This is a genomic window from Mesorhizobium helmanticense, from assembly GCF_003034915.1.
GTDB classification, from domain to species: Bacteria; Pseudomonadota; Alphaproteobacteria; order Rhizobiales; family Rhizobiaceae; genus Mesorhizobium; species Mesorhizobium helmanticense.
Window position 1 is genome coordinate 1 of sequence record NZ_PZJX01000051.1, and the last position, 19,052, is coordinate 19,052.

Consider the following 19,052-nt stretch of genomic DNA (forward strand, 5'->3'; position numbering starts at 1 on the left):
TTCCCCGGCTACGAGGTCAAGGGTTCCGGAACGTTCCGCATCATCCGCGACAGCGATATCGAGGTCGAGGAGGAGTCCGAGGATCTCGTGCGCCTGTTCGAGACGGCGCTGAAGCGCCGCCGCCGCGGTTCGGTCATCCGCATCGAGTTCGATAGGTCGATGCCCGCCGAACTGCGCGACTTCGTCGCCGGCGAGCTTGGCGTCTCGTCGAGCCGCATCAGCGTGCTCACCGGGCCGCTGGCGCTGAGCCAGATTTCCGAGATCGTCGCCGTTCCCCGCGACGACCTCAAGTTCAGGCCCTACAATCCACGCTTCCCCGAGCGCATCCGCGAGCATGGCGGCGACTGTTTCGCCGCCATCCGCGAAAAGGACATCATCGTTCACCACCCCTATGAATCCTTCGACGTGGTCGTGCAGTTCCTGCGCCAGGCGATGGCCGACCCGGAAGTGGTGGCGATCAAGCAGACGCTCTACCGCACCTCCAACGACAGCCCGATCGTGCGCGCTCTGGTCGACGCGGCCGAGGCCGGCAAGTCGGTGACGGCGCTGGTCGAGCTCAAGGCCCGCTTCGACGAGGAGGCCAACATCCGCTGGGCGCGCGACCTCGAGCGCGCCGGTGTCCAGGTCGTGTTCGGCTTCCTCGAACTGAAGACCCACGCCAAGATGTCGCTGGTGGTTCGGCGCGAGGACGGCAGGCTGCGCAACTACGTGCATCTGGGCACCGGCAATTACCATCCGGTCACCGCGCGCATCTACACCGACCTGTCCTTTTTCACCACCGATCCGACGATCGCCCGCGATGTCGCGCAGCTGTTCAATTTCATCACCGGCTACGCCGAGCCCGCCGAGGAGATGCGTCTGGCGATCTCGCCCTTCACGTTGCGCAACCGCATCCTCAAGCACATTTCCGACGAGATCGCCCACGCGCTGGAAGGCCGGCCGGCGCGCATCTGGATGAAGATGAATTCGCTCGTCGATCCGATCATCATCGACGCGCTTTATGATGCCAGCCGCGCCGGTGTCGAGATCGACCTCGTCGTGCGCGGCATCTGCTGCCTGAGGCCGCAGGTGCCGGGCCTGTCGGAGAACATCAGGGTCAAGTCGATCGTCGGCCGTTTCCTTGAGCACAGCCGCATCTATTGCTTCGGCAACGGTCATGGCCTGCCGTCGGACGGGGCGATCGTCTACATCTCGTCGGCCGACCTGATGCCGCGCAATCTCGACCGCCGCGTCGAGACCATGGTGCCGATCACCAATCCAACTGTGCATGAACAGGTTCTTGGCCAGATCATGCTGGGCAACATCATGGACAACCAGCAAAGTTTCGACGTATTGGCTGACGGAACCTCCCGGCGCGTCGTGCTGGAGGAGGGCGAGGAACCGTTCAACGCGCAGGAATACTTCATGACCAATCCGAGCCTTTCCGGACGGGGCGATGCGCTGAAGTCGCACGCGCCCAAGCGCATCGCTCAGTTCAAGCGCCGCAAGAAAAACGGCGCAGCGACCGGCTGATGATTTCAACGTCCCAGGGCCGGCTTCAGGATCGCCGACCGCTGTCCATCATCGACATCGGGTCGAACTCGATCCGTCTTGTCGTCTATGAGGGGCTGGCGCGTTCGCCGACCACCTTGTTCAACGAAAAGATGCTTGCCGGCCTTGGCCGCGGCATCGTTTCGACCGGAAAGCTCGACCCCGAGGGCGTGAGCCGCTCGATGGAGGAGTTCCGGCGGTTCCGCGCGCTCTCCGAACAGGCCGGCGCCGAACGCATGTATGTGCTGGCGACCGCCGCCGCCCGCGAGGCGGTCAACGGTCCCGACTTCATCCACCGCGCCGAAGACGTGCTCAAGACCGAAGTCCAGGTTTTGAGCGGGCGCCAGGAGGCCCATTATTCGGCGCTCGGCGTCATTTCCGGCTTCCATCCGGCCGACGGCATTGCGGGGGACCTTGGCGGCGGCAGCCTCGAACTGGTCGACGTCGAAGGCGAGGCGATCGGCGACGGCATCACGCTGCCGCTGGGCGGCCTGCGCTTGCAGGATATGGCCAGGAATTCGCTGGGTCAGGCGGCGAAGATCGCGCGCGACGAGCTCGCCAAGGCGAAATTGCTGAAGGGCGGGCAGGGCCGGCCATTCTATGCGGTCGGCGGCACCTGGCGAAACCTTGCCCGGCTGCACATGGAAATGACCAACTATCCGCTGGCCGTAATGCACCATTACGAGATCGGCATCGACAGCGCTGCCAACTTCCTCAAGCAGGTGGCCAAGGGCGAGATCGAGAAGGTGAAGGGCATTGAGGGCGTCTCGAAGAACCGCCGCTCGCTGCTGCCTTATGGCGCCATCGTGCTGCAGGAGATCATGGCGGCGATGCAGCCGTCCAGGATCATCGTTTCGGCGCTGGGCGTGCGCGAAGGCTTTCTCTATTCACTGCTCGATGAGGCCGAGCAGAAGGCCGATCCGCTGATCTCCGCCTCGGAGGAACTCGCCCGGCTGCGCTCGCGCTCGGTCACCCATGCGCATGAGCTGGTCGAATGGACAGGCAAGGCCTTTGCCGCCTTCGGGCTGGATGAAACGGAGAACGAGACGCGCTACCGGCAGGCGGCTTGCCTGCTTGCCGACATCGGCTGGCGCGCGCATCCCGAATATCGCGGCAGGCAGTCGCTCAACATCATCGCCCACGCTTCCTTCATCGGCGTCGACCATCCCGGCCGCGCCTTCCTGGCGCTGACCAATGCCTATCGCCACGACGGTATCTTCAACGAATCCATCGCGCCGGAAATCAAGGCGCTGGCGAGCCCGCGTTACCTCGAGCGCGCCCGCGTGCTGGCCGCAACGATGCGCGTCGTCTACCTGCTGACCGCGGCGATGCCTGGCGTCATGCCCAGGCTGAAATGGGAAAGCCGCCCCAATGGAGCGCTGGCGCTGGTGCTGCCGGCGCCGCTCGCCGATCTCTACGGCGAGCGGCCGGCCGGCCGGCTGGCGCAACTGGCGAGGGTCACCAACCGCCGGCTGGTGCTGGCGGTCGAGGGCGGGCCTAGCGTTTCGGTGAAATAGGCCGTGTCGGTCAAGTAGCCGTTCCGGTCAGGTGACGTCGGCGCCGACTCCGAACGCTCGACCGTCGAGCGAATATGCCCCGGCGCCAGCCACTGCCAGCGCCAGAAAACCGCCAGCGATGGCGATGTCCTTCATCAGCATCTGTGAATGCATGAAAGTGAGCGTCGGATCGCCGCCGCCCTGGCCGTAATGGCCGATAAAGCCGGCGGCAACGCAAAAGGCGGCGAGCAGCAGCGCCACGATCGGCGTCTTGAAACCGACGAGGATAGCGAGCCCGGCGATCAGCTCGAGCAGGCCGGTGCCCCAGGCAGCCAATGTCGGCAGCGGAAGGCCGAGTCCGGCAAAATAGCCTGAGGTGCCGGCGATGTCGGCAAGCGCGTGGAAACCGGACGGAACGAACAGCGCGGCGAGCAGCAGCCGGGAAATGAGAAGCAGCACATTACGGGGCATGGTCACCTCCGTTGTCGGCGGCCGGTCGGCCTGTTCCGATACCAGTCTAGCAGAAATCGCTGGTTCGGGACGTATGCCCAGACAACGAAAAAGGGGCGCGAAAAATTCCGCGCCCCTTTTTCCATAGATAATCTCTGGCCTGCTTCAGCCGCGCTTGGCATCGATCGAGAGCGCGCCGGCGCCCGAGGAAGCCAGTACGAGGAAGCCGCCGGCAATCGCCAGGTTCTTCATGAAGCTGATCATCTGCATCTGATCGGCCCAGCCGGTATGGGCAACCAGGCCCGTGGCGATGGTGAAGATCGCCAGCACCCAGGCAGTGATGCGCGTCTGGAAGCCGACGAGGATGGCAAGGCCGCCAAGCAGCTCGATCAGGCCAACGACAATCGCGGTTACGGTGGGCAGCGGTAGGCCGAGGCTGCCGAAATAGCCAGCGGTGCCGGCAATGGCGGTGAGCTTGCCGAAACCGGAAAGCAGGAAAATGACGGCGAGCAGGATGCGGCCGAGCAGGATCGTGGTTGAAGCGCTTGAAGCGGTGCCGGTACCGGCGACGGAAGTGTTGGTGGACATGGCGACTCTCCGAATGGGGTTGATGCCCGTTCAGATAGATGAGGGCGACTGTTCACCAAAGATGCATATGCGGTGACAGATCGTTCACCGCAGTAAAGCTATCGTGATTGGCCCGCTTGTGATTAGCCGTGTCTTCCAGCCCGTCCTTCTTACCCCGGATGCGTCATGTCTTCCGGCCGCACCAGCCGGTCGTAGTCCGCTTCGCTGACCAGCCCGGTGGCCAAAGCCTCCTCGCGCAGCGTAGTCCCGTTCTTGTGCGCGGTCTTGGCGATCTTGGCGGCATTGTCGTAGCCGATGGTCGGCGCCAGCGCCGTCACCAGCATCAGCGAGCGGTCGAGCGCCGCCTTGATGTTGTCTTCCCGTGCCTCGATGCCGACGACGCAATTGTCGGTGAACGAGATCGAGGCGTCGGCCAGAAGCTGCACCGATTGCAGGAAGTTATAGGCCATCAGCGGATTGTAGACGTTGAGCTCGAAATGGCCCTGGCTGCCGGCGAAGGTCACCGCGGCATTGTTGCCGAACACCTGGATGCAGACCTGCGTCAACGCCTCGCACTGGGTCGGGTTGACCTTGCCAGGCATGATCGAAGAGCCGGGCTCGTTTTCCGGCAGCGACAGTTCGCCGAGGCCGGAGCGCGGGCCGGAGCCGAGCAGACGGATGTCGTTGGCGATCTTGAACAGGGCGCCGGCGCAGGCGTTGATGGCGCCATGCGAGAACACCATGGAATCATGTGCCGCCAGCGCCTCGAACTTGTTCGGCGCGGTGACGAAGGCGATGCCGGTGATGGCGGCGATGCGATCCGCCACTCTCTCGGCAAAGCCAACCGGCGCGTTGAGGCCGGTGCCGACGGCTGTGCCGCCTTGCGCCAGTTCCTGCAGGCCGGGCAGTGTCAACTCGATGCGCTTGATCGACGAGGCGACTTGCGCAGCATAGCCCGAGAATTCCTGGCCAAGGGTGAGGGGAGTGGCATCCTGGGTATGGGTGCGGCCGATCTTGATGATGTGGGCGAAGGCCTTGGTCTTGGCTTCAAGCGCCTTGTGCAGATGCTTCAGCGCCGGCAGGAGATCGTGCACGATGCGCTCGGCGCAGGCGATATGCATGGCCGTCGGATAGGTGTCGTTCGACGACTGGCTCATATTGACGTGGTCGTTGGGATGCACCGGCTTTTTCGATCCCATGACGCCGCCAAGCATCTCGATCGCCCGATTGGAGATAACCTCATTGGCGTTCATGTTGGACTGCGTGCCCGAGCCGGTCTGCCAGACGACCAGCGGGAAATGGTCGTTGAGCTTGCCGTCGATGACCTCCTGCGAGGCTTCGATGATGACCTTGCCGATCGCCGGATCGAGCCGCTTCAGCTCCATATTGGCTTCGGCCGCCGCGCGCTTGACGATGCCGAGCGCACGCACGATCGAGACCGGCTGCTTCTCCCAGCCGATCTTGAAATTGCCAAGGGAACGCTGCGCCTGCGCGCCCCAGTAGCGGTCCGCCGGGACCTCGATGGGACCGAATGTATCGGTTTCGGTTCTGGTCTTTGGCGCGCTCACGTGTCTCTCCGGTCTGTCGAATTCGGCAACGGCGTATCGCGTTGCACAAAAGGCTTCAAGCGGAGATTGCGGACTGTAGGAATGCGAATCGGTTGAAGGCGCTGCTTATCTCCCCCCTTGAGGGAGAGATGTCGCCGAAGGCGACAGAGGGGGGGCGGTGCGACTTAGCGCGACTCTCCTTATCGACAGAGGATGCTGGTGCTCGACGCGCGGCGACCCCCTCTGGCCTGCCGGCCATCTCCCCCTAAAGGGGGGAGATGAGCAGCCCCAGTCGCGCCTCGTGACGGCTGGAGCGCCGCATGCCGGCAGCCAAGGTCAAGCCGTCGGCCTATCTCAGCGTATGAACTTCAACCGAGCAGCGATTGCGCGGTCGGCGACAGCCGCAAAGTCTCGATCGGGCTTGCCAGATCTGCTTGTAGCGCCTGCCATTCGGGCGAGGCCGCAAGGGCCGCTTCATGGCGGGCATGCGCTTCAGGGCTGTCGAAACCAGTGACGGCGAGGAAGACGTTTTCGCCAGCCCGCACCGGCAGGCGCGGAAAACTGTTCTCGGCATGCTCGCTGACGAAGACGCCGAGCAGTTTTGCACCGAGCGCATCAAGCACCGGAACGGCTTCGGCCGCGAAGTCTTTGGCAAAACCGGTCTCAGTCCCAGGTCGTAAATGATGAATCCGGATGACAACAATGTCCGCCAAGCGGCTGTCACCGCTTGTCTTTTCGTTGCCGGGAAGGCCCGCTCGTCGTGAACCCGACAGGTCGAACCCGGCACTGGGCCATGCCGGTTTGAGCAGAAGCACGTCGTCGGACGAGATCATCGTCGCATTGGCGGCGTCGCGCCAGGCTGCCCATGCCGGTCCTCCATAAAAGCCGGTCAGCGCGTCCTTCCGCGCGGCCATGCCGTCGAAGCCGCGCAGCCAGACGAACATGTCAGGCCGGTCGAGATCGCGGAACTGGCCGATGATGGTCATCCCGGCCGCTTCCTGGCCTTCGATCAGCCTGCCGTCGAAGATGCCGATCAGCGTCTCGCGCTGGCCGGGCTTCAGCACATATTGCCTGAGTTCGACGACAGGCGAGGCGTTGAGGCCGGATTTCGGCGGCGCATTCAGGGGCAGGTTCATCGCTCGACTCCAAAACAGGACGATCGTCCTGTTTTAAAACAGACCGGTTGTCCTGTTTTGTCAATCTGCTATCTCTAGGAAATGTCAGCAGTGAACGACTCTCTCACAACAACGCGGTCCCGGAAGCGCACCAACGATCCCGAAGGCATGCGCAAACGCGTGCTCGACGTGGCGGAAGAATCCTTCCAGGCGCGCGGCTATCACGCCTCCAGCATCGGCGACCTGATGGCGGCGGCGGGCATCACCGGTGGCGCGCTGCATCACCATTTCCCGACCAAGAAGGCGCTTGCGCTGGCGGTGATCGAGGAGCGGGTGGCGTCCGCTGTCGAGGAAACCTGGATCGCGCCAGTGCAGACGGCGGGCTCGGCCCGCGAGGGCGTGCGCATGGTGTTCGAGGCTGTGGCGGCGGAGCTTGAGAGCCAGGGTTTCGTGCGCGGCTGCCCGCTCAACAATCTGGCGCATGAATTGTCGCTGGCCGATCCGGAATTCCGCATGGCCCTTGCCGGCATCTTTTCGGCATGGCGCCAGGCGATCGCCGACAAGGCCAGGGCCGACCGGCAAGCAGGTGGGGACGGGGGCATCGATCCCGAGCACTTCGCGGCGCTGGCTGTCGCTGTCTATTCCGGCGCCATGTCGATGGCCAAGACGGCGCAGGACGCCGGCGTGCTGCGCGATTGCTTGAACGCGCTGGAGCAGGGAGCTTCGCCGGCTTCGTCATCGTCAGGAGGCGCGGTTACGAAGCGACGTCGCCGGGTGCTGCTGCGACCCAAAACCCTTTGATGCCGGCGGGACAGCTGTCCTTCCAGCGTCTCCAGTATTCAGGCCGCCGCCTACTTCGCCAACGGCTTGATCACCTCATAGCCAACCACGCTTTCAGAATTCGTGCCCTCGTCATAGCGTTTGGCGAGAACCGCCTGCAGGTCGGGCGCGTAGAGCGCGGTGAATTCATCCAGCGTTTCGCCGGCCTGGTTCTTGATCGTCTCCTTGACGGCCAGCACATTGTATTTGCAGGTGCCCAGGCTGAACGTTTCCTTGCCTTTGACGACGAGTTCCAACGTCTCCGTGCCTTTCGGTTGCTTGTTTGGCGCCAGGCGAACGAAAATCGTCTTGCTTTTCGCTCCTGCCTTGAGCGGAAACAGCTTTCTGAGATCGGAAAACGGGATCATCGCAAGCTGACCCGTATTGCTGTCGCGAAACACCTCGATCAGACCGCCGAACAGAAACTGCGTCTGCGGCGAGGCGGATTCATATGTGTTGGCGACATGCATCATTCCGCCCGCCGCGGGTCGAAACTCACTGCTTATGCCGGGCTTCGAAAGGATGAAACCGGCCTTGGCGGCCTTGGCGCCGATGCACTCGGCGCCATGCGCGGCGCTCGTTGTGGCCAGGATGACAAATGCAATGCCGATGGCGGCAACTCTCATGAGGGCCTCCTCTTTCCTTCACAACTTGGGCGTTAGTCGCAAAGGAATGCCAGACTGACGCTACGCTGTCGATGGCCGATGGAGATCCGTGGGACACTGGACGGCCGGGCCCCGGTCATGCGAATTTCAGTGCATGAAGAATTGCCGCTCGTCGAAATTTGTTTCCCGCCGCAACTTCCTTGCGCAAGCGGCGGGGTTTGCTGCGGCAGGCGCCTTTGCGCGCCCGGCGCTCAGTCAGACCGGGCAGCGCATTCAGCCCATCGACGCCACCTTTCTGTTCATCGCCGATGTCCATGCCTGCCGCATGGCCAGCGGCTTGAGCCCGAATTGCCAGCAGGAAGGCAAGACCGACGCTGCCTTGCTGCGCAGTGTCGCGGCTCTGAACGGCATCGGCGACAAGCAATGGCCTGCCGAAATCGGCGGCGTTGCCACCGGCTTGCGTTCGGCCGGCAGCCGTATCGCCACGCCGCTCGGCCTCGTCGTCGGCGGCGACATGACCGACGATGGCGGCGGCCAGATCACCGAGCCCAGCGAGGGCACGCAGCTTCTCCAGTTCAGCCAGCGCTATCAGCAAGGTGTCGGCCCCGATCGCGTGCACATGCCGGTCTATGTCGGGCTCGGCAACCATGATCTCGACCAGAACGGCCCGCCGCCTCATGTCGACTGGTACCGGCGCGAATTGCGCGACTATGTCGAGGTCAACCACCGCCCGGGCGTGTTCTTCAAGCCGCCGGTGCCGGCGACCGAGTACGATGTCGATACCGACTGTTATTCCTGGGACTGGGGTGGCCTGCATCTCATCCAGACGCACCGCTTCGCCGGCGACACCGGCCATGGCGCGGTCTCCAGCCTGCCATGGCTGAGGCAGGATCTGGCGACCTATGCCGGTGACGGCCGCCCCGTCATCCTGTTCCAGCACTATGGCTGGGACACTTTTTCCATCGAGCGGTGGGATCCGGCCAAACGGACCTTTGACGATGACGGCGCCGGCGCGCCGCATTGGTGGAGCGAGGCGGACCGGCAGGCGCTGCTGACAACGCTGAAGGGCTACAATGTCATCGCCATCTTCCACGGCCACCAGCATGAGGTGCCGATGATCTACCGCAGCGACGGGGTCGATCTGTTCAAGCCGAAAGCCGCCTATATGGGTGGCTTCGCGCTGGCGCGGGTGACCAGTGACAGCATGGATGTGGTGCTGGGCGAGGCAACCGGCGACCACGGCGAAGTCGCTTTCACCAATGCTTTCTCCAAGGAGTTCTAGAAACAAAAAAGGCAGCCGAAGCCACCTTCCTCGTCGCCTTGGTAGCGCAATGCCCGATCAAAGCGCCTTCTTCACCTTGTCCTTCACGTCGCCATAGGCCTTCTGCACCTTGCCGGCGATTTTGTCGGCTGCACCCTCGGCCTCGGTCTGCCGGTTGCCCGTGGCCTTGCCGGCGGCTTGCTTGACCGAGCCTTTGACCTGCTTGGCAACGCCCGCCACCTGATCCTTGTTCACCATTGTGCGCATCTCCTGTGATTGTTTCGTCCGCGGGAGGCAGAACGGGCCGGTGCGACTTCGGTTCCATGGAACCTGAATTCGGTTCCCTGTAATCTCTTGAGCGACTGGTTGCGCCGGGCGCGGCAATGCGGCTAGGTTCTGCCCGGCAGCGTGTGAGGGACAGGCCGGGGGAGTTCGATGCGTTTTCACCTTGTCTGTGCCGTTGTGGCCTCGGTGCTTCTGGCTGGCTGCGTCGCCGACGATGTCGGGCCGATCAACGTCTTCACTCCCCAGGCCGGCCAGCCGTCGCCGGCCTACATTCCCGATCCGGGCGACGACGGCTCGACCGTGGTCGGCCTCGCCTTCTCTGGCGGTGGTACAAGGGCCGCAGCCTTTTCCTACGGCGTCTTGCGGGCGCTGGACGACATCGTCATCGACGAGCGGCCGCGCAGGCGCACCCTGGTCGATGATGTCAGGATGATCTCCGGCGCGTCCGGCGGCGCGGTAGCCGCTGCCTATTTCGGCTACAAGGGCAAGGTCGGTTACCGGGATTTTCGCGAGCGGTTCCTGATCCAGGACGCGGAAGCCGACCTCCGGAAAAGGATTTCGCCGGTCAATCTCGTGCGCGCCTACTATGGCGGCGTCAACGACCGCAGCGGCTTCGCCAAATGGCTGAACGACCATCTCTTCGACGGCGCGACATTCGACGCTTTCCGCCGGCCCGCCGGCCCTATCGTGTGGATCAATGCTTCCGACATCTACAACCGCACGCCGTTCCTGTTCACCTACGACACCTTCGCGGCTCTGTGCAGCGACCTCGACACGGTGCGGCTTGCCGATGCGGTGGCGGCCTCGGCCGCGGTGCCGATCGTCTTCGCGCCGATCGTCGTCGCCGCCACCAGCCCGGATTGCGGTTATCACAGGCCGCAATGGCTGAGCCGGGCGCTTGCCGACCACAACGCCCCGCTGAGGTTGAAGGCTTACGCCGCCGCGCTCGATGCCTACCAGAATGCCGGCCCGCACGACTATGTGAAGCTACTGGACGGTGGCCTGACCGACAATATCGGCGTCACTGGTTTCGCGCTCGAACGCTACGCCGCCGGCACGCCTTACGGACCGCTCTCGCCATCGGCCGCCGTTCGGCTGACGACGCTGATCTTCATCGTCGCCGATGCCGGCAGCGGCAGCGACCGGAGTTGGGCAAAGTCGCTGCACGGGCCAAAGGCCAGCGAACTGCTCGACGTTACGACCAGCACCACGCTCGCCGCCTCGGTGCGCGACGAATTCGATGCGCTGACGCTGGCCGTCTCGCAATGGAAGGGCGAACTCGTGCGCTACCGCTGCGGCTTGCCTGCCTCGACCGTGTCCGCCTATCGCGGTTCGGCCGCCGGCTGGAATTGTCGCGATGTCCGGCTCGTGGTCCAGCATCTGTCCTTTGCCGATATGGATCAGGCAATGCAGGTCAAGCTGAACGCCATTCCAACCAGGCTGAGACTGCCGGTGGAGCAGGTCGACCTCGCCATCGAGGCTGGCCGCAAGGCACTGCTGGTCAATGCGGATATCGCCAAGGCGGTCGCCGCCATCCGTGCCCGCGCCGGTGTCGCACCGGGAGCACAAATCGCTGCGGCACAGGAAAATTGAGCCCACCACGCTCAACAAGGAGAGAACCATCTTGGCTGAATTCACGCTCTTCATCGGCAACAAATGCTTTTCGTCCTGGTCGCTTAGGCCATGGGTGGCGATGAAGCATCTGAAGATCCCGTTCGAGGAGAGTTTCGTGCGCCTGCGCACGCCTGAAACTGCTGCCAACCTTGCCAAGGTGTCACCGACGGGGCTGGTGCCGGTGCTGAATCATAATGGCAGAATCGTCTGGGAAACCCTTGCCATCCTTGAATACCTTGCCGACCTCTATCCCGAGAAGAAGCTTTGGCCGGCCGATATCGAGGCGCGCGCATTGGCGCGCTCAGTGGCGACAGAGATGCATTCCGGCTTTCGCGAGGTTCGCTATGGCTGGCCGATGAATCTGCGTCGGCCGAAAGCCTACAAGGCGCTCGACGCCGATGGTGAGGCGCAGCGGGCGCGCATTGAGAGCCTGTGGCGGCAATGCCGGGAGGGATACGGCAAGGGCGGGCCGTTCCTGTTCGGTCATTTCACTGCGGCCGATGCCATGTATGCGCCCATCGTCACCCGCTTCGACACCTATGGCGGCGAATTGGCGCCCGATATCAGGGCCTATGTCGACGTCGTGCTCTCAACCCCGGCAATGCGGCACTGGTATGCCGAGGCCGCCAAGGAGACCTGGCCGGAACCGGGACCGCACGAACAGGACTGATGACAGGACTCCCAGAATGCCGTTCGCGACCTATCTGAAGGGGCGGGCCGGGCACTTGGAGATTTCTCATGACATCTGCTAATTCCCCACTTGCCGGCAAGGTCGCCCTCGTCACCGGCGCATCGTCGGGCATCGGCGAGGCAACGGCCGCCACACTCGCCGCCGCCGGAGCAAAGGTGGCGGTTGCCGCCCGCCGGGCCGATCGCCTCGAAGCGCTGGCCGCACGCATCCAAAAGGCTGGCGGCACGGCCCTTCGCATCGAGGCCGACGTCACCAGCGCCGGCGACGTCACAGCGATGGTCGATAAGGTCGTTTCCGATTGGGGCCAACTCGACATCCTCGTCAACAATGCCGGTATCATGCTTCTGTCGCCGGCAGCCGAGGCAGTGCTCGACGACTGGCGCCGCATGGTCGAACTCAACCTGCTGGCGCTGATGGGCGTCACCAAGGCGGCACTTCCGCATCTCAAGGCCGCCAAGGGCCACATCGTCAATGTCTCGTCGGTCGCCGGCCGCGTCGCCAATCCCGGCGCCAGCGGCTATGCCGCGACCAAGTTCGGCGTCGTCGGCTTTTCCGAATCGCTGCGCCGCGAGGTCTATGCCGACAAGGTGCGCGTGACCGTCATCGAACCCGGCCTGGTGCGCACCGAGCTTGGCGAGCATATCACCAATGCGGCGTTCAAAGCCGATCTGGGCAAGCGGCTTGCCACGATCGAGGCGCTGACCGCCGAGGATATAGCGGCCGCCATTCTCTACGCGGTGAGCCAACATCCGCGCGTCAACGTCAACGAGATCGTCATCCGCCCGACCGACCAGGAGCGCTGATTTCATGTGAGGTGGGGGAGCCTGCGCAAAGAAAAACGCCCCTCGCGCCTTTTATCGCGCGGGAGGCGTCTTTTGCCGTTAGCATTTCCTTCGATTGCTCTCATGAATTGCTGACGACACAGATAAAATGCGCGTTTGCGATAATGGTTCCCGGGATTTTGCGATTTTTTTTCGAGTGCGCGGCAGCCCGCTTTATGTGCCCCGTTCAGCGCGGCCATGCAAAAATTGACATCGCTGGAAAATAAGCGTATAAGAAATATGTCGATGTTTGTTTGAACGACTTTTGTTATCCGCGCGTCAAGCGCGCCTTTGACGAACTTCTCCCATCAAAAATCGAGACAAACGCTGTTGTGCATTCGCGCGACGGCGAACGAATATTTGCCAGGGAAAGGGTTCTTCATGACCACCGGCACAGTTAAATGGTTCAACGCCACCAAGGGTTTTGGTTTTATTCAGCCTGACGATGGCTCGGCAGACGTTTTCGTCCATATCTCGGCCGTCGAGCGCGCCGGGATGCGCGATATCGTCGAAGGCCAGAAGCTCGGCTACGAGATGGTCCGCGACAACAAGTCGGGCAAGATGTCCGCCGACCAGTTGAAGGCGGCCTAAAAAGAATTCAGCCTTCCCGGTGACCACGGATGTACTGGCACCGGCGAATGGCGAATTCTGGCGCATGGTCGCGGAGACGTTAAGTCTCCCAGAACAGATCATGTGCCTAAGAAGAGTGTCCTTGCGTGTCCTTCGGGATGCGCGGCCCTCTTAGGGGAGGTCAGGCGGTGCCTGGCCTTTTTCATTGTACGCTGTGACTGGCGAAAGGGCGCTGCGCGACCGCTCGGACGTGCTAAGAACGTTCAGTAATTTGAATCCTCGCCATTCGTCGGCATCACGCTCCGGACAGGAGAAAGACTTTGACCGCCACTTCGAACAAATCCCGCGATCAGGCCGAATCCATTTTCAGCAAGACTCGCACTCAGTCCATGTCGCTCAACCGCATCGTTTCCGAGCAGGATGCCGTCAGCCAGGCCCGCGAAGCCAAGACCGCGCGGCTGCGCGAACTGCGCCTGGAAAAGGAAGCCGAAGACATGGCTGCTGCCGCGGCCCTTGCCGCTCTGCCGAAACGCGCGGGCAAACGCTGATGGCCACCAAGCGCGTGCCGCAAACCCCGATCGCCGCCGATGCGACCATCGCCGATATGGTCGAGGTCCTGGACAAGCCGGTCGAATATGTCCGGCGCGTACTGGAAAAGCTGGAGCGCTGCAAGCGCGCCCATGGCGATGCCCAGGTGCGGGTCGGCGTGCGCGGCCGCGCCGAAGCCCCGAACTATCTGATCGAATATGCGCGGGAAAATACCAAGACCCGTGAGCTTGAGACCCATCAGGACGCCGCCTATAGCGGCAGCACGCATCGCGAGCTGGCGCCGCATCATATCGCGGAGGCCAGGAATTGGTCGCCGGAGGAAATGAACATCACGGCGGTCTCGGCGCTGATCGGCCGCCTGCGCAATCCGCGCGCGCCGGCATCGCGTTTTTCCGACGAGGATTGATATGGCCATCAAGTTTTCCGCCAAGGACCAGCCGGCAGCACCGGCTGCCGCCGCAAAGCCGGCCAAGCCGGCTGCCGCGCCGAAAGCAGGCGAAGCCACCGGGGCTGCGGTCGATCTGTTCGAAACGCCGGCCGAAGCGCCGTCACGCAAAACCAAGAAGAAGAAATAACAGCCTTGCCGCGGCACGCCGATCCTGTCCGGCCAGGGCAGCTTGCCGCGACGATCGCCACGGACTTGTCTTCTCCGCAGGAGGCTGCCACCACCGCTCTCTTCGACTGCCAGAGCTGCGGTGCCTGCTGCTCCTATTCGGCTGAATGGCCGCGCTTTTCCACCGAGGATGACGCGCAGCTCGACCGGATTCCGCAAAAATATGTGTCCTCGAACGAAGCTGGCATGCGCTGCGACGGCGTGCGCTGTTCAGCCCTTTCCGGTGAGGTTGGCAAGCACACTGCTTGCGGCATCTACGAACTTCGCCCGGATGTCTGCCGCGCCTGCATGCCAGGCGGCGACGATTGCCTGATGGCGCGCCGCGCCCATGGATTGCCGATCGTCTGACGCTGTTCCGACAGGCTTGTGCGCACCGGCCTGGCTGGATACCTTGCCGTTGGGGCAACGCCGGGAGAAGCATCCGTGAGCATCGAATTTCTGTTGACGTCGCTGATTGTCGTGGCTTCGCCCGGCACCGGCGTTCTCTACACGCTGAGCGCCGGCCTTTCGCGTGGCGCCAGGGCCAGTATCATTGCCGCTTTCGGCTGCACGCTCGGCATCATCCCGCATATGGCGGCCGCCATCACCGGACTGGCTGCACTGCTGCACACCAGCGCACTCGCTTTCGAGACGCTGAAATATCTGGGCGTCGCCTACCTGCTCTACATGGCGTGGAACACGCTGAAGGAGAGCGGCGGCTTGAACGTCGGGCAGGATGTCGCGCCGCGCTCGGCCGGCAAGGTGATCACCTCGGGCATCCTGATCAACATCCTCAACCCGAAACTGTCGATCTTCTTCTTCGCCTTCCTGCCGCAATTCGTCAGCACCACCGAGCCGCATGCGCTGTCGAAGATGCTGGAGCTTTCCAGCGTCTTCATGCTTTTGACCTTTGTCGTCTTTGTCGGCTACGGCATTTTCGCCGCCTCTATCCGCAGCCATGTCGTGTCGCGGCCGATGGTGCTGACCTGGATGCGCCGCACCTTCGCCGGCGCCTTCGTCGCGCTTGGCGCCAAGCTGGCATTGGCTGACAGATAAGCCAAGCTGCCGGGTGGGCGGCTTGATCATCGCATTTGCTGGGGAATTTCGAGGGCGTGACGGCTGTCGCACCCCTCTTGCTTTAATAAATGGGGCCGAACCAATTAAGATCAAGAATTGGCATTCGGCTTTTTATGCTTAGATTGCGGAGCCCTGACTGAAAGAGGGCTCAAAATCATGCAGCAATTCGAAACACGCGCTCGCGACGCCGGGCGCTTGGAGAGCAGCAGTGCCGATCGCACGGCGATCTCCCATCAGGTGCTGATTGTCGGAGGCGGTCCGACAGGGTTGATGCTGGCGGGCGAGCTCGCCCTGTCGGGCATCGATGCCGCCATCGTCGAGCGTCGCGCCAACCAGGATCTTGCCGGTTCCCGCGCCGGAGGCCTGCACGCCCGCACGATTGAGGTTTTCGATCAGCGCGGCATTGCCGACCGGTTTTTGTCACAGGGGCAAATTGCCCAGGTGGCCCGGTTCGCAGACGTCACCATGGATATCAGCGACTTTCCCACCCGGCACAATTACGGGCTCGCTTTGTGGCAGAGGCAAATCGAGCAGATACTGGCCGAATGGGTCGCTGAACTCGGCGTCACGATCCATCGCGGCCTCGAGGTGCTGGGCTTCGTGGAGGGAGGTGCGGGCATCGACATTGAACTGTCCAACGGCGCGTTTCTGCATGCGCATTATCTCGTCGGCTGCGATGGCGGACGGAGCCTCGTGCGCAAGGCGGCCGGTATTGATTTTCCCGGTTGGGACCCGACGACCAGCAACTTGATCGCCGAGGCAGAGATTTCAAGCGAACCGGAATGGGGCATCCGCCGCGACGCCATCGGCATTCATGGCCTCAGCAGAATGGACGGTGCGATGGTGCGCATAGTGGTGACAGAGCGGCAAACAGGTGCCTCGGGCGAACCCACGCTCGCCGATCTCAGCCGGGCGTTGATCGATGTTTACGGCACGGACTATGGTGTCCACAATCCGAGATCGCTCGGTCGCTTTACCGACATGACCCGGCAAGCGGCGTCCTACCGCAAGGGACGGGTGCTGCTTGCTGGCGACGCCGCGCATATCCATCCGCCGGATGGCGGCCAAGGTCTCCAGACCGGCGTGCAGGACGCGGTAAACCTGGGCTGGAAGCTGGCCCAGGTGGTGAGGGGGATTTCTCCCGAGAGCCTGCTCGACACGTACCATGCCGAGCGCCATCCTGTTGCCGCGCGGGTTTTGCGCACCACGATGGCATCGGTTGCGCTGCGCCGCGGAGACGAGCGCACCAACGCGCTGCGCGACACGATGACGGAATTTCTTGCCATGGAGGAGCCGCGCCGGCGCTTTGCCGGCATGATGTCCGGTCTCGACATCGCCTACGACTTCGGCGAGGGGCACCCATTGCTTGGCCGTCGCATGCCCGACCTCGATTTGACCACCGACGCCGGTCCGCAGCGGGTTTTTACGTTGCTGCACGAGGGCCGGCCGGTGCTGCTCAATCTTGGTGACCCCCTCGCTTTCGACCTCCGCCCGTGGGCCGACCGGGTCCGTCTTGTCGACGCCCGCTATGATGGAGAGTGGCAGCTTCCGGTGATCTGTGCGGTCAGCCCGCCCGGCGCCGTGCTGATCCGGCCCGATGGTTATGTCGCCTGGGTTGGCGGCCCGGCTCCGACGGGCCTTGGCGAGGCGCTGACGCGCTGGTTTGGGCCATCCACGGTGTAGGAAAAGATGGCAATCCGCCCGGAATCTGCGCTCTGCCGGGCGGGATTCCGGAAGGCCTACCCCTTCACATAGCCCATCGCCTCGACGATCCGCCCGCCGGCAACGCGCATCAAATTGACGCCGCGCAGCGACTTGCCGTCGGCCATGAAATAGCGCCAGCGGATCGTCGCCCGCTCGCCGGCAACGAAGGTTTCCTCCACCTCGAAACGCGTGCCCGGTTGGGTAGCGATCGCCGACCACAGCCCGATGCAGGCTTCGCGGCCCAGGTGGCGGGCGCCATCCGGCGCCGGCACGGTGTTCTCGATCACGCAATCCTCAGCCACCAGCTCGGCGAGCGCCGACGGGTCGTGGCGCTGGAACACCTCGTTGTAGCGCCGCATGATCTCGGCCGTCCGGCCGGACAGGCCGTTCGCGGCCGCGTCCATGATAAGCTCCTGTGTCATCGTCATTCTCCTGGTTTCATTGACCTTTGATGGCTTCGACGAGTGAGGCCTTGAGCGTGATCCGGGGCACGCCGGCAAGCGCGCGCGAGACGAGGCAGCCCGCCTTGGCGGACTGCGCCAGGCGCTGGAATTCGTCTTCCGCGAGATCCACGATTTCCGCCTCGGTTTCGAGCTCGATGCGCGTGATCGCCGGCCCCGCTTCGGCCGCGCCGAGATGCACCTTGGCGATGGTGCGGATGTTCTGGGCGACGTGGCCGTCGCGGCCGAGGATGGCGGTCAGCGCCATCGAGAAGCAGCCGGCATGCGCGGCGGCGATCAGCTCTTCCGGGTTGGTGCCGGGGCCATTCTCGAAACGCGACGGAAATGAATAGGCGCCTTCGAAGACGCCGCTGCCGAGGCGCAAGCGGCCCGAACCTTCCTTCAACGTGCCTTGCCATTCGGCCAAAGCTTCACGGACTGTCATCGGTCTTCCCCCTAATATGTAGACTGATCTACATATTATATAGACCGGTTGTCATATTCCTGGCAAGACCTATAATGCTGCTTCCTGACAGAGGCTGACATGGCGAAAGACACCCGGACCCGCATGCTCGAGGCGACTGGACTGCTGCTGAGGCAGCGGGGCTATCACGGCACCTCGCTCAACGACATATTGAGCGCCAGCGCAGCGCCCCGTGGCTCGCTCTACTTCCATTTTCCGGGCGGCAAGGACCAGCTGGTCATCGAGGTGACGCGCGACAGCATCGCCAGGGTGACGGAGGGGCTCACCGAGGCGCTCGCCGCCGAGCGCGATCCGGCCGTGGCCGTTCATCATATCTACCAGTCGGTGGCGCGCATGCTGGAGGACAGCCAGTTCTCGCTCGGCTGTCCGATCGCGCCTGTCGTGCTGGATTCGCCGATGCCGGAGCTGGCGGAACTGTGCCGCACGGCCTTCGAGCAATGGATCAGCCTGCTGCGGGAGGCCTTCGTCAGGGCAGGGGTGCCGGAACGCCGCGCGCACGCTCTGGCGCTGCTTGTCGAATCCTCGCTGGAAGGGCTGATGGTGATCGCGCGCGCCACCCGCGACCGTGCCCCGGTATTGGCGGTGGCCGACGAGGTTGCCGCCCTGATCGAAGGCGCGGTGCTTGCCGGCCAAGCGCGGCAACGCGCGGATGCGCCCGTGTAGGCCTGGCAGCTTCAGCCTTAAATGCAAAAAGGGCGACCTTTCGGCCGCCCTTTCTGTTCTGAAGGTTGCTAGAGGCTGGATTAGAAATCCATGCCACCCATGCCGCCCATGCCGCCGCCGCCCATGCCGCCAGGCATGCCGCCGCCAGCCGACTCCTTCTTCGGAGCCTCGG

23 protein-coding genes are annotated in these 19,052 nt (G+C 63.4%); 15 read left to right on the plus strand and 8 right to left on the minus strand.

Annotated features, from left to right (window positions below):
- On the plus strand, positions 1-1,512 hold a 1,512-nt coding region (locus C9427_RS27345; RefSeq protein WP_107652178.1), incomplete at its 5' end, for an RNA degradosome polyphosphate kinase.
- Complete coding sequence (gene ppx / locus C9427_RS27350; protein ID WP_107652179.1) at positions 1,512-3,047, plus strand: exopolyphosphatase; 1,536 nt, start codon at positions 1,512-1,514, stop codon at positions 3,045-3,047. The genes C9427_RS27345 and ppx, both read left to right, overlap by 1 nt.
- A gap of 27 nt (positions 3,048-3,074) precedes the next feature.
- On the opposite strand, the gene C9427_RS27355 is transcribed toward ppx, so the two are convergent.
- The 4 genes from C9427_RS27355 to C9427_RS27370 all read right to left on the minus strand — a co-directional run bounded on the left by C9427_RS27355 (position 3,075) and on the right by C9427_RS27370 (position 6,726).
- Positions 3,075-3,497: a DoxX family protein gene (locus C9427_RS27355; protein ID WP_107652196.1), complete on the minus strand. Its 423-nt coding sequence runs from the start codon at positions 3,495-3,497 to the stop codon at positions 3,075-3,077.
- 144 nt (positions 3,498-3,641) lie between these two features.
- Positions 3,642-4,064 (minus strand): DoxX family protein, encoded by a 423-nt coding sequence (locus tag C9427_RS27360; protein ID WP_107652180.1) that lies wholly within the window; start codon positions 4,062-4,064, stop codon positions 3,642-3,644.
- A gap of 149 nt (positions 4,065-4,213) precedes the next feature.
- Complete coding sequence (gene fumC / locus C9427_RS27365; protein WP_107652181.1) at positions 4,214-5,611, minus strand: class II fumarate hydratase; 1,398 nt, start codon at positions 5,609-5,611, stop codon at positions 4,214-4,216.
- Positions 5,612-5,958: 347 nt separating this feature from the next.
- Entirely contained in the window at positions 5,959-6,726 is a 768-nt protein-coding gene (locus C9427_RS27370) for an NIPSNAP family protein (protein WP_107652182.1), read from the minus strand.
- 147 nt (positions 6,727-6,873) lie between these two features.
- On the opposite strand from C9427_RS27370, the gene C9427_RS27375 reads away from it, so the two are divergent.
- Positions 6,874-7,506, plus strand: coding sequence for a TetR/AcrR family transcriptional regulator (locus C9427_RS27375; RefSeq protein ID WP_167434504.1), 633 nt, complete (start codon positions 6,874-6,876; stop codon positions 7,504-7,506).
- Between the two features lie 50 nt (positions 7,507-7,556).
- Here the strand turns inward: C9427_RS27375 and C9427_RS27380 are convergent, their stop codons facing one another.
- Positions 7,557-8,150 carry a hypothetical protein gene (locus C9427_RS27380; protein ID WP_107652184.1) on the minus strand — a complete coding sequence of 198 codons (594 nt, stop codon included), beginning with the start codon at positions 8,148-8,150 and terminating at the stop codon, positions 7,557-7,559.
- A 133-nt stretch (positions 8,151-8,283) separates the two neighbouring features.
- Between C9427_RS27380 and C9427_RS27385 the strand changes: the two genes are divergently transcribed.
- The gene (locus tag C9427_RS27385) at positions 8,284-9,411 is read left to right on the plus strand and encodes a metallophosphoesterase (protein WP_107652185.1); all 1,128 of its coding nucleotides are present in this window, start codon (positions 8,284-8,286) and stop codon (positions 9,409-9,411) included.
- 57 nt (positions 9,412-9,468) lie between these two features.
- Here C9427_RS27385 and C9427_RS27390 read toward each other — a convergent pair whose 3' ends face one another.
- The gene (locus C9427_RS27390; RefSeq protein ID WP_167434502.1) at positions 9,469-9,657 is read right to left on the minus strand and encodes a CsbD family protein; all 189 of its coding nucleotides are present in this window, start codon (positions 9,655-9,657) and stop codon (positions 9,469-9,471) included.
- 168 nt (positions 9,658-9,825) lie between these two features.
- On the opposite strand from C9427_RS27390, the gene C9427_RS27395 reads away from it, so the two are divergent.
- The 10 genes from C9427_RS27395 to C9427_RS27445 all read left to right on the plus strand — a co-directional run bounded on the left by C9427_RS27395 (position 9,826) and on the right by C9427_RS27445 (position 17,272).
- The gene (locus C9427_RS27395) at positions 9,826-11,268 is read left to right on the plus strand and encodes a patatin-like phospholipase family protein (protein WP_107652186.1); all 1,443 of its coding nucleotides are present in this window, start codon (positions 9,826-9,828) and stop codon (positions 11,266-11,268) included.
- Positions 11,269-11,299: 31 nt separating this feature from the next.
- On the plus strand, positions 11,300-11,959 hold the full coding sequence (locus C9427_RS27400; protein ID WP_107652187.1) for a glutathione S-transferase family protein: 660 nt from the start codon (positions 11,300-11,302) through the stop codon (positions 11,957-11,959).
- A gap of 68 nt (positions 11,960-12,027) precedes the next feature.
- The gene (locus tag C9427_RS27405) at positions 12,028-12,783 is read left to right on the plus strand and encodes an SDR family NAD(P)-dependent oxidoreductase (protein WP_107652188.1); all 756 of its coding nucleotides are present in this window, start codon (positions 12,028-12,030) and stop codon (positions 12,781-12,783) included.
- A 399-nt stretch (positions 12,784-13,182) separates the two neighbouring features.
- Positions 13,183-13,392, plus strand: a complete 210-nt coding sequence (locus C9427_RS27415; protein WP_006332139.1) for a cold-shock protein — start codon at positions 13,183-13,185, stop codon at positions 13,390-13,392.
- Positions 13,393-13,691: 299 nt separating this feature from the next.
- Entirely contained in the window at positions 13,692-13,919 is a 228-nt protein-coding gene (locus C9427_RS27420; protein ID WP_107652190.1) for a hypothetical protein, read from the plus strand.
- Positions 13,919-14,326: a hypothetical protein gene (locus C9427_RS27425; protein ID WP_107652191.1), complete on the plus strand. Its 408-nt coding sequence runs from the start codon at positions 13,919-13,921 to the stop codon at positions 14,324-14,326. Before C9427_RS27420 ends, C9427_RS27425 begins: the two co-directional genes overlap by 1 nt.
- A gap of 1 nt (position 14,327) precedes the next feature.
- Positions 14,328-14,495 (plus strand): hypothetical protein, encoded by a 168-nt coding sequence (locus C9427_RS34220; RefSeq protein ID WP_167434503.1) that lies wholly within the window; start codon positions 14,328-14,330, stop codon positions 14,493-14,495.
- A 5-nt stretch (positions 14,496-14,500) separates the two neighbouring features.
- On the plus strand, positions 14,501-14,881 hold the full coding sequence (locus tag C9427_RS27430; protein ID WP_425351682.1) for a YkgJ family cysteine cluster protein: 381 nt from the start codon (positions 14,501-14,503) through the stop codon (positions 14,879-14,881).
- Positions 14,882-14,956: 75 nt separating this feature from the next.
- Positions 14,957-15,568, plus strand: coding sequence for a LysE family translocator (locus C9427_RS27435; RefSeq protein WP_107652198.1), 612 nt, complete (start codon positions 14,957-14,959; stop codon positions 15,566-15,568).
- 177 nt (positions 15,569-15,745) lie between these two features.
- Positions 15,746-17,272: an FAD-dependent monooxygenase gene (locus C9427_RS27445; RefSeq protein ID WP_107652193.1), complete on the plus strand. Its 1,527-nt coding sequence runs from the start codon at positions 15,746-15,748 to the stop codon at positions 17,270-17,272.
- 56 nt (positions 17,273-17,328) lie between these two features.
- On the opposite strand, the gene C9427_RS27450 is transcribed toward C9427_RS27445, so the two are convergent.
- Positions 17,329-17,715 carry a nuclear transport factor 2 family protein gene (locus tag C9427_RS27450; protein ID WP_107652200.1) on the minus strand — a complete coding sequence of 129 codons (387 nt, stop codon included), beginning with the start codon at positions 17,713-17,715 and terminating at the stop codon, positions 17,329-17,331.
- Positions 17,716-17,731: 16 nt separating this feature from the next.
- On the minus strand, positions 17,732-18,178 hold the full coding sequence (locus C9427_RS27455) for an OsmC family protein (RefSeq protein ID WP_107652194.1): 447 nt from the start codon (positions 18,176-18,178) through the stop codon (positions 17,732-17,734).
- A gap of 99 nt (positions 18,179-18,277) precedes the next feature.
- Here C9427_RS27455 and C9427_RS27460 point away from each other — a divergent pair, with 99 nt between their 5' ends.
- The gene (locus C9427_RS27460; protein WP_107652195.1) at positions 18,278-18,880 is read left to right on the plus strand and encodes a TetR/AcrR family transcriptional regulator; all 603 of its coding nucleotides are present in this window, start codon (positions 18,278-18,280) and stop codon (positions 18,878-18,880) included.
- Positions 18,881-19,052 lie beyond the last annotated feature (172 nt).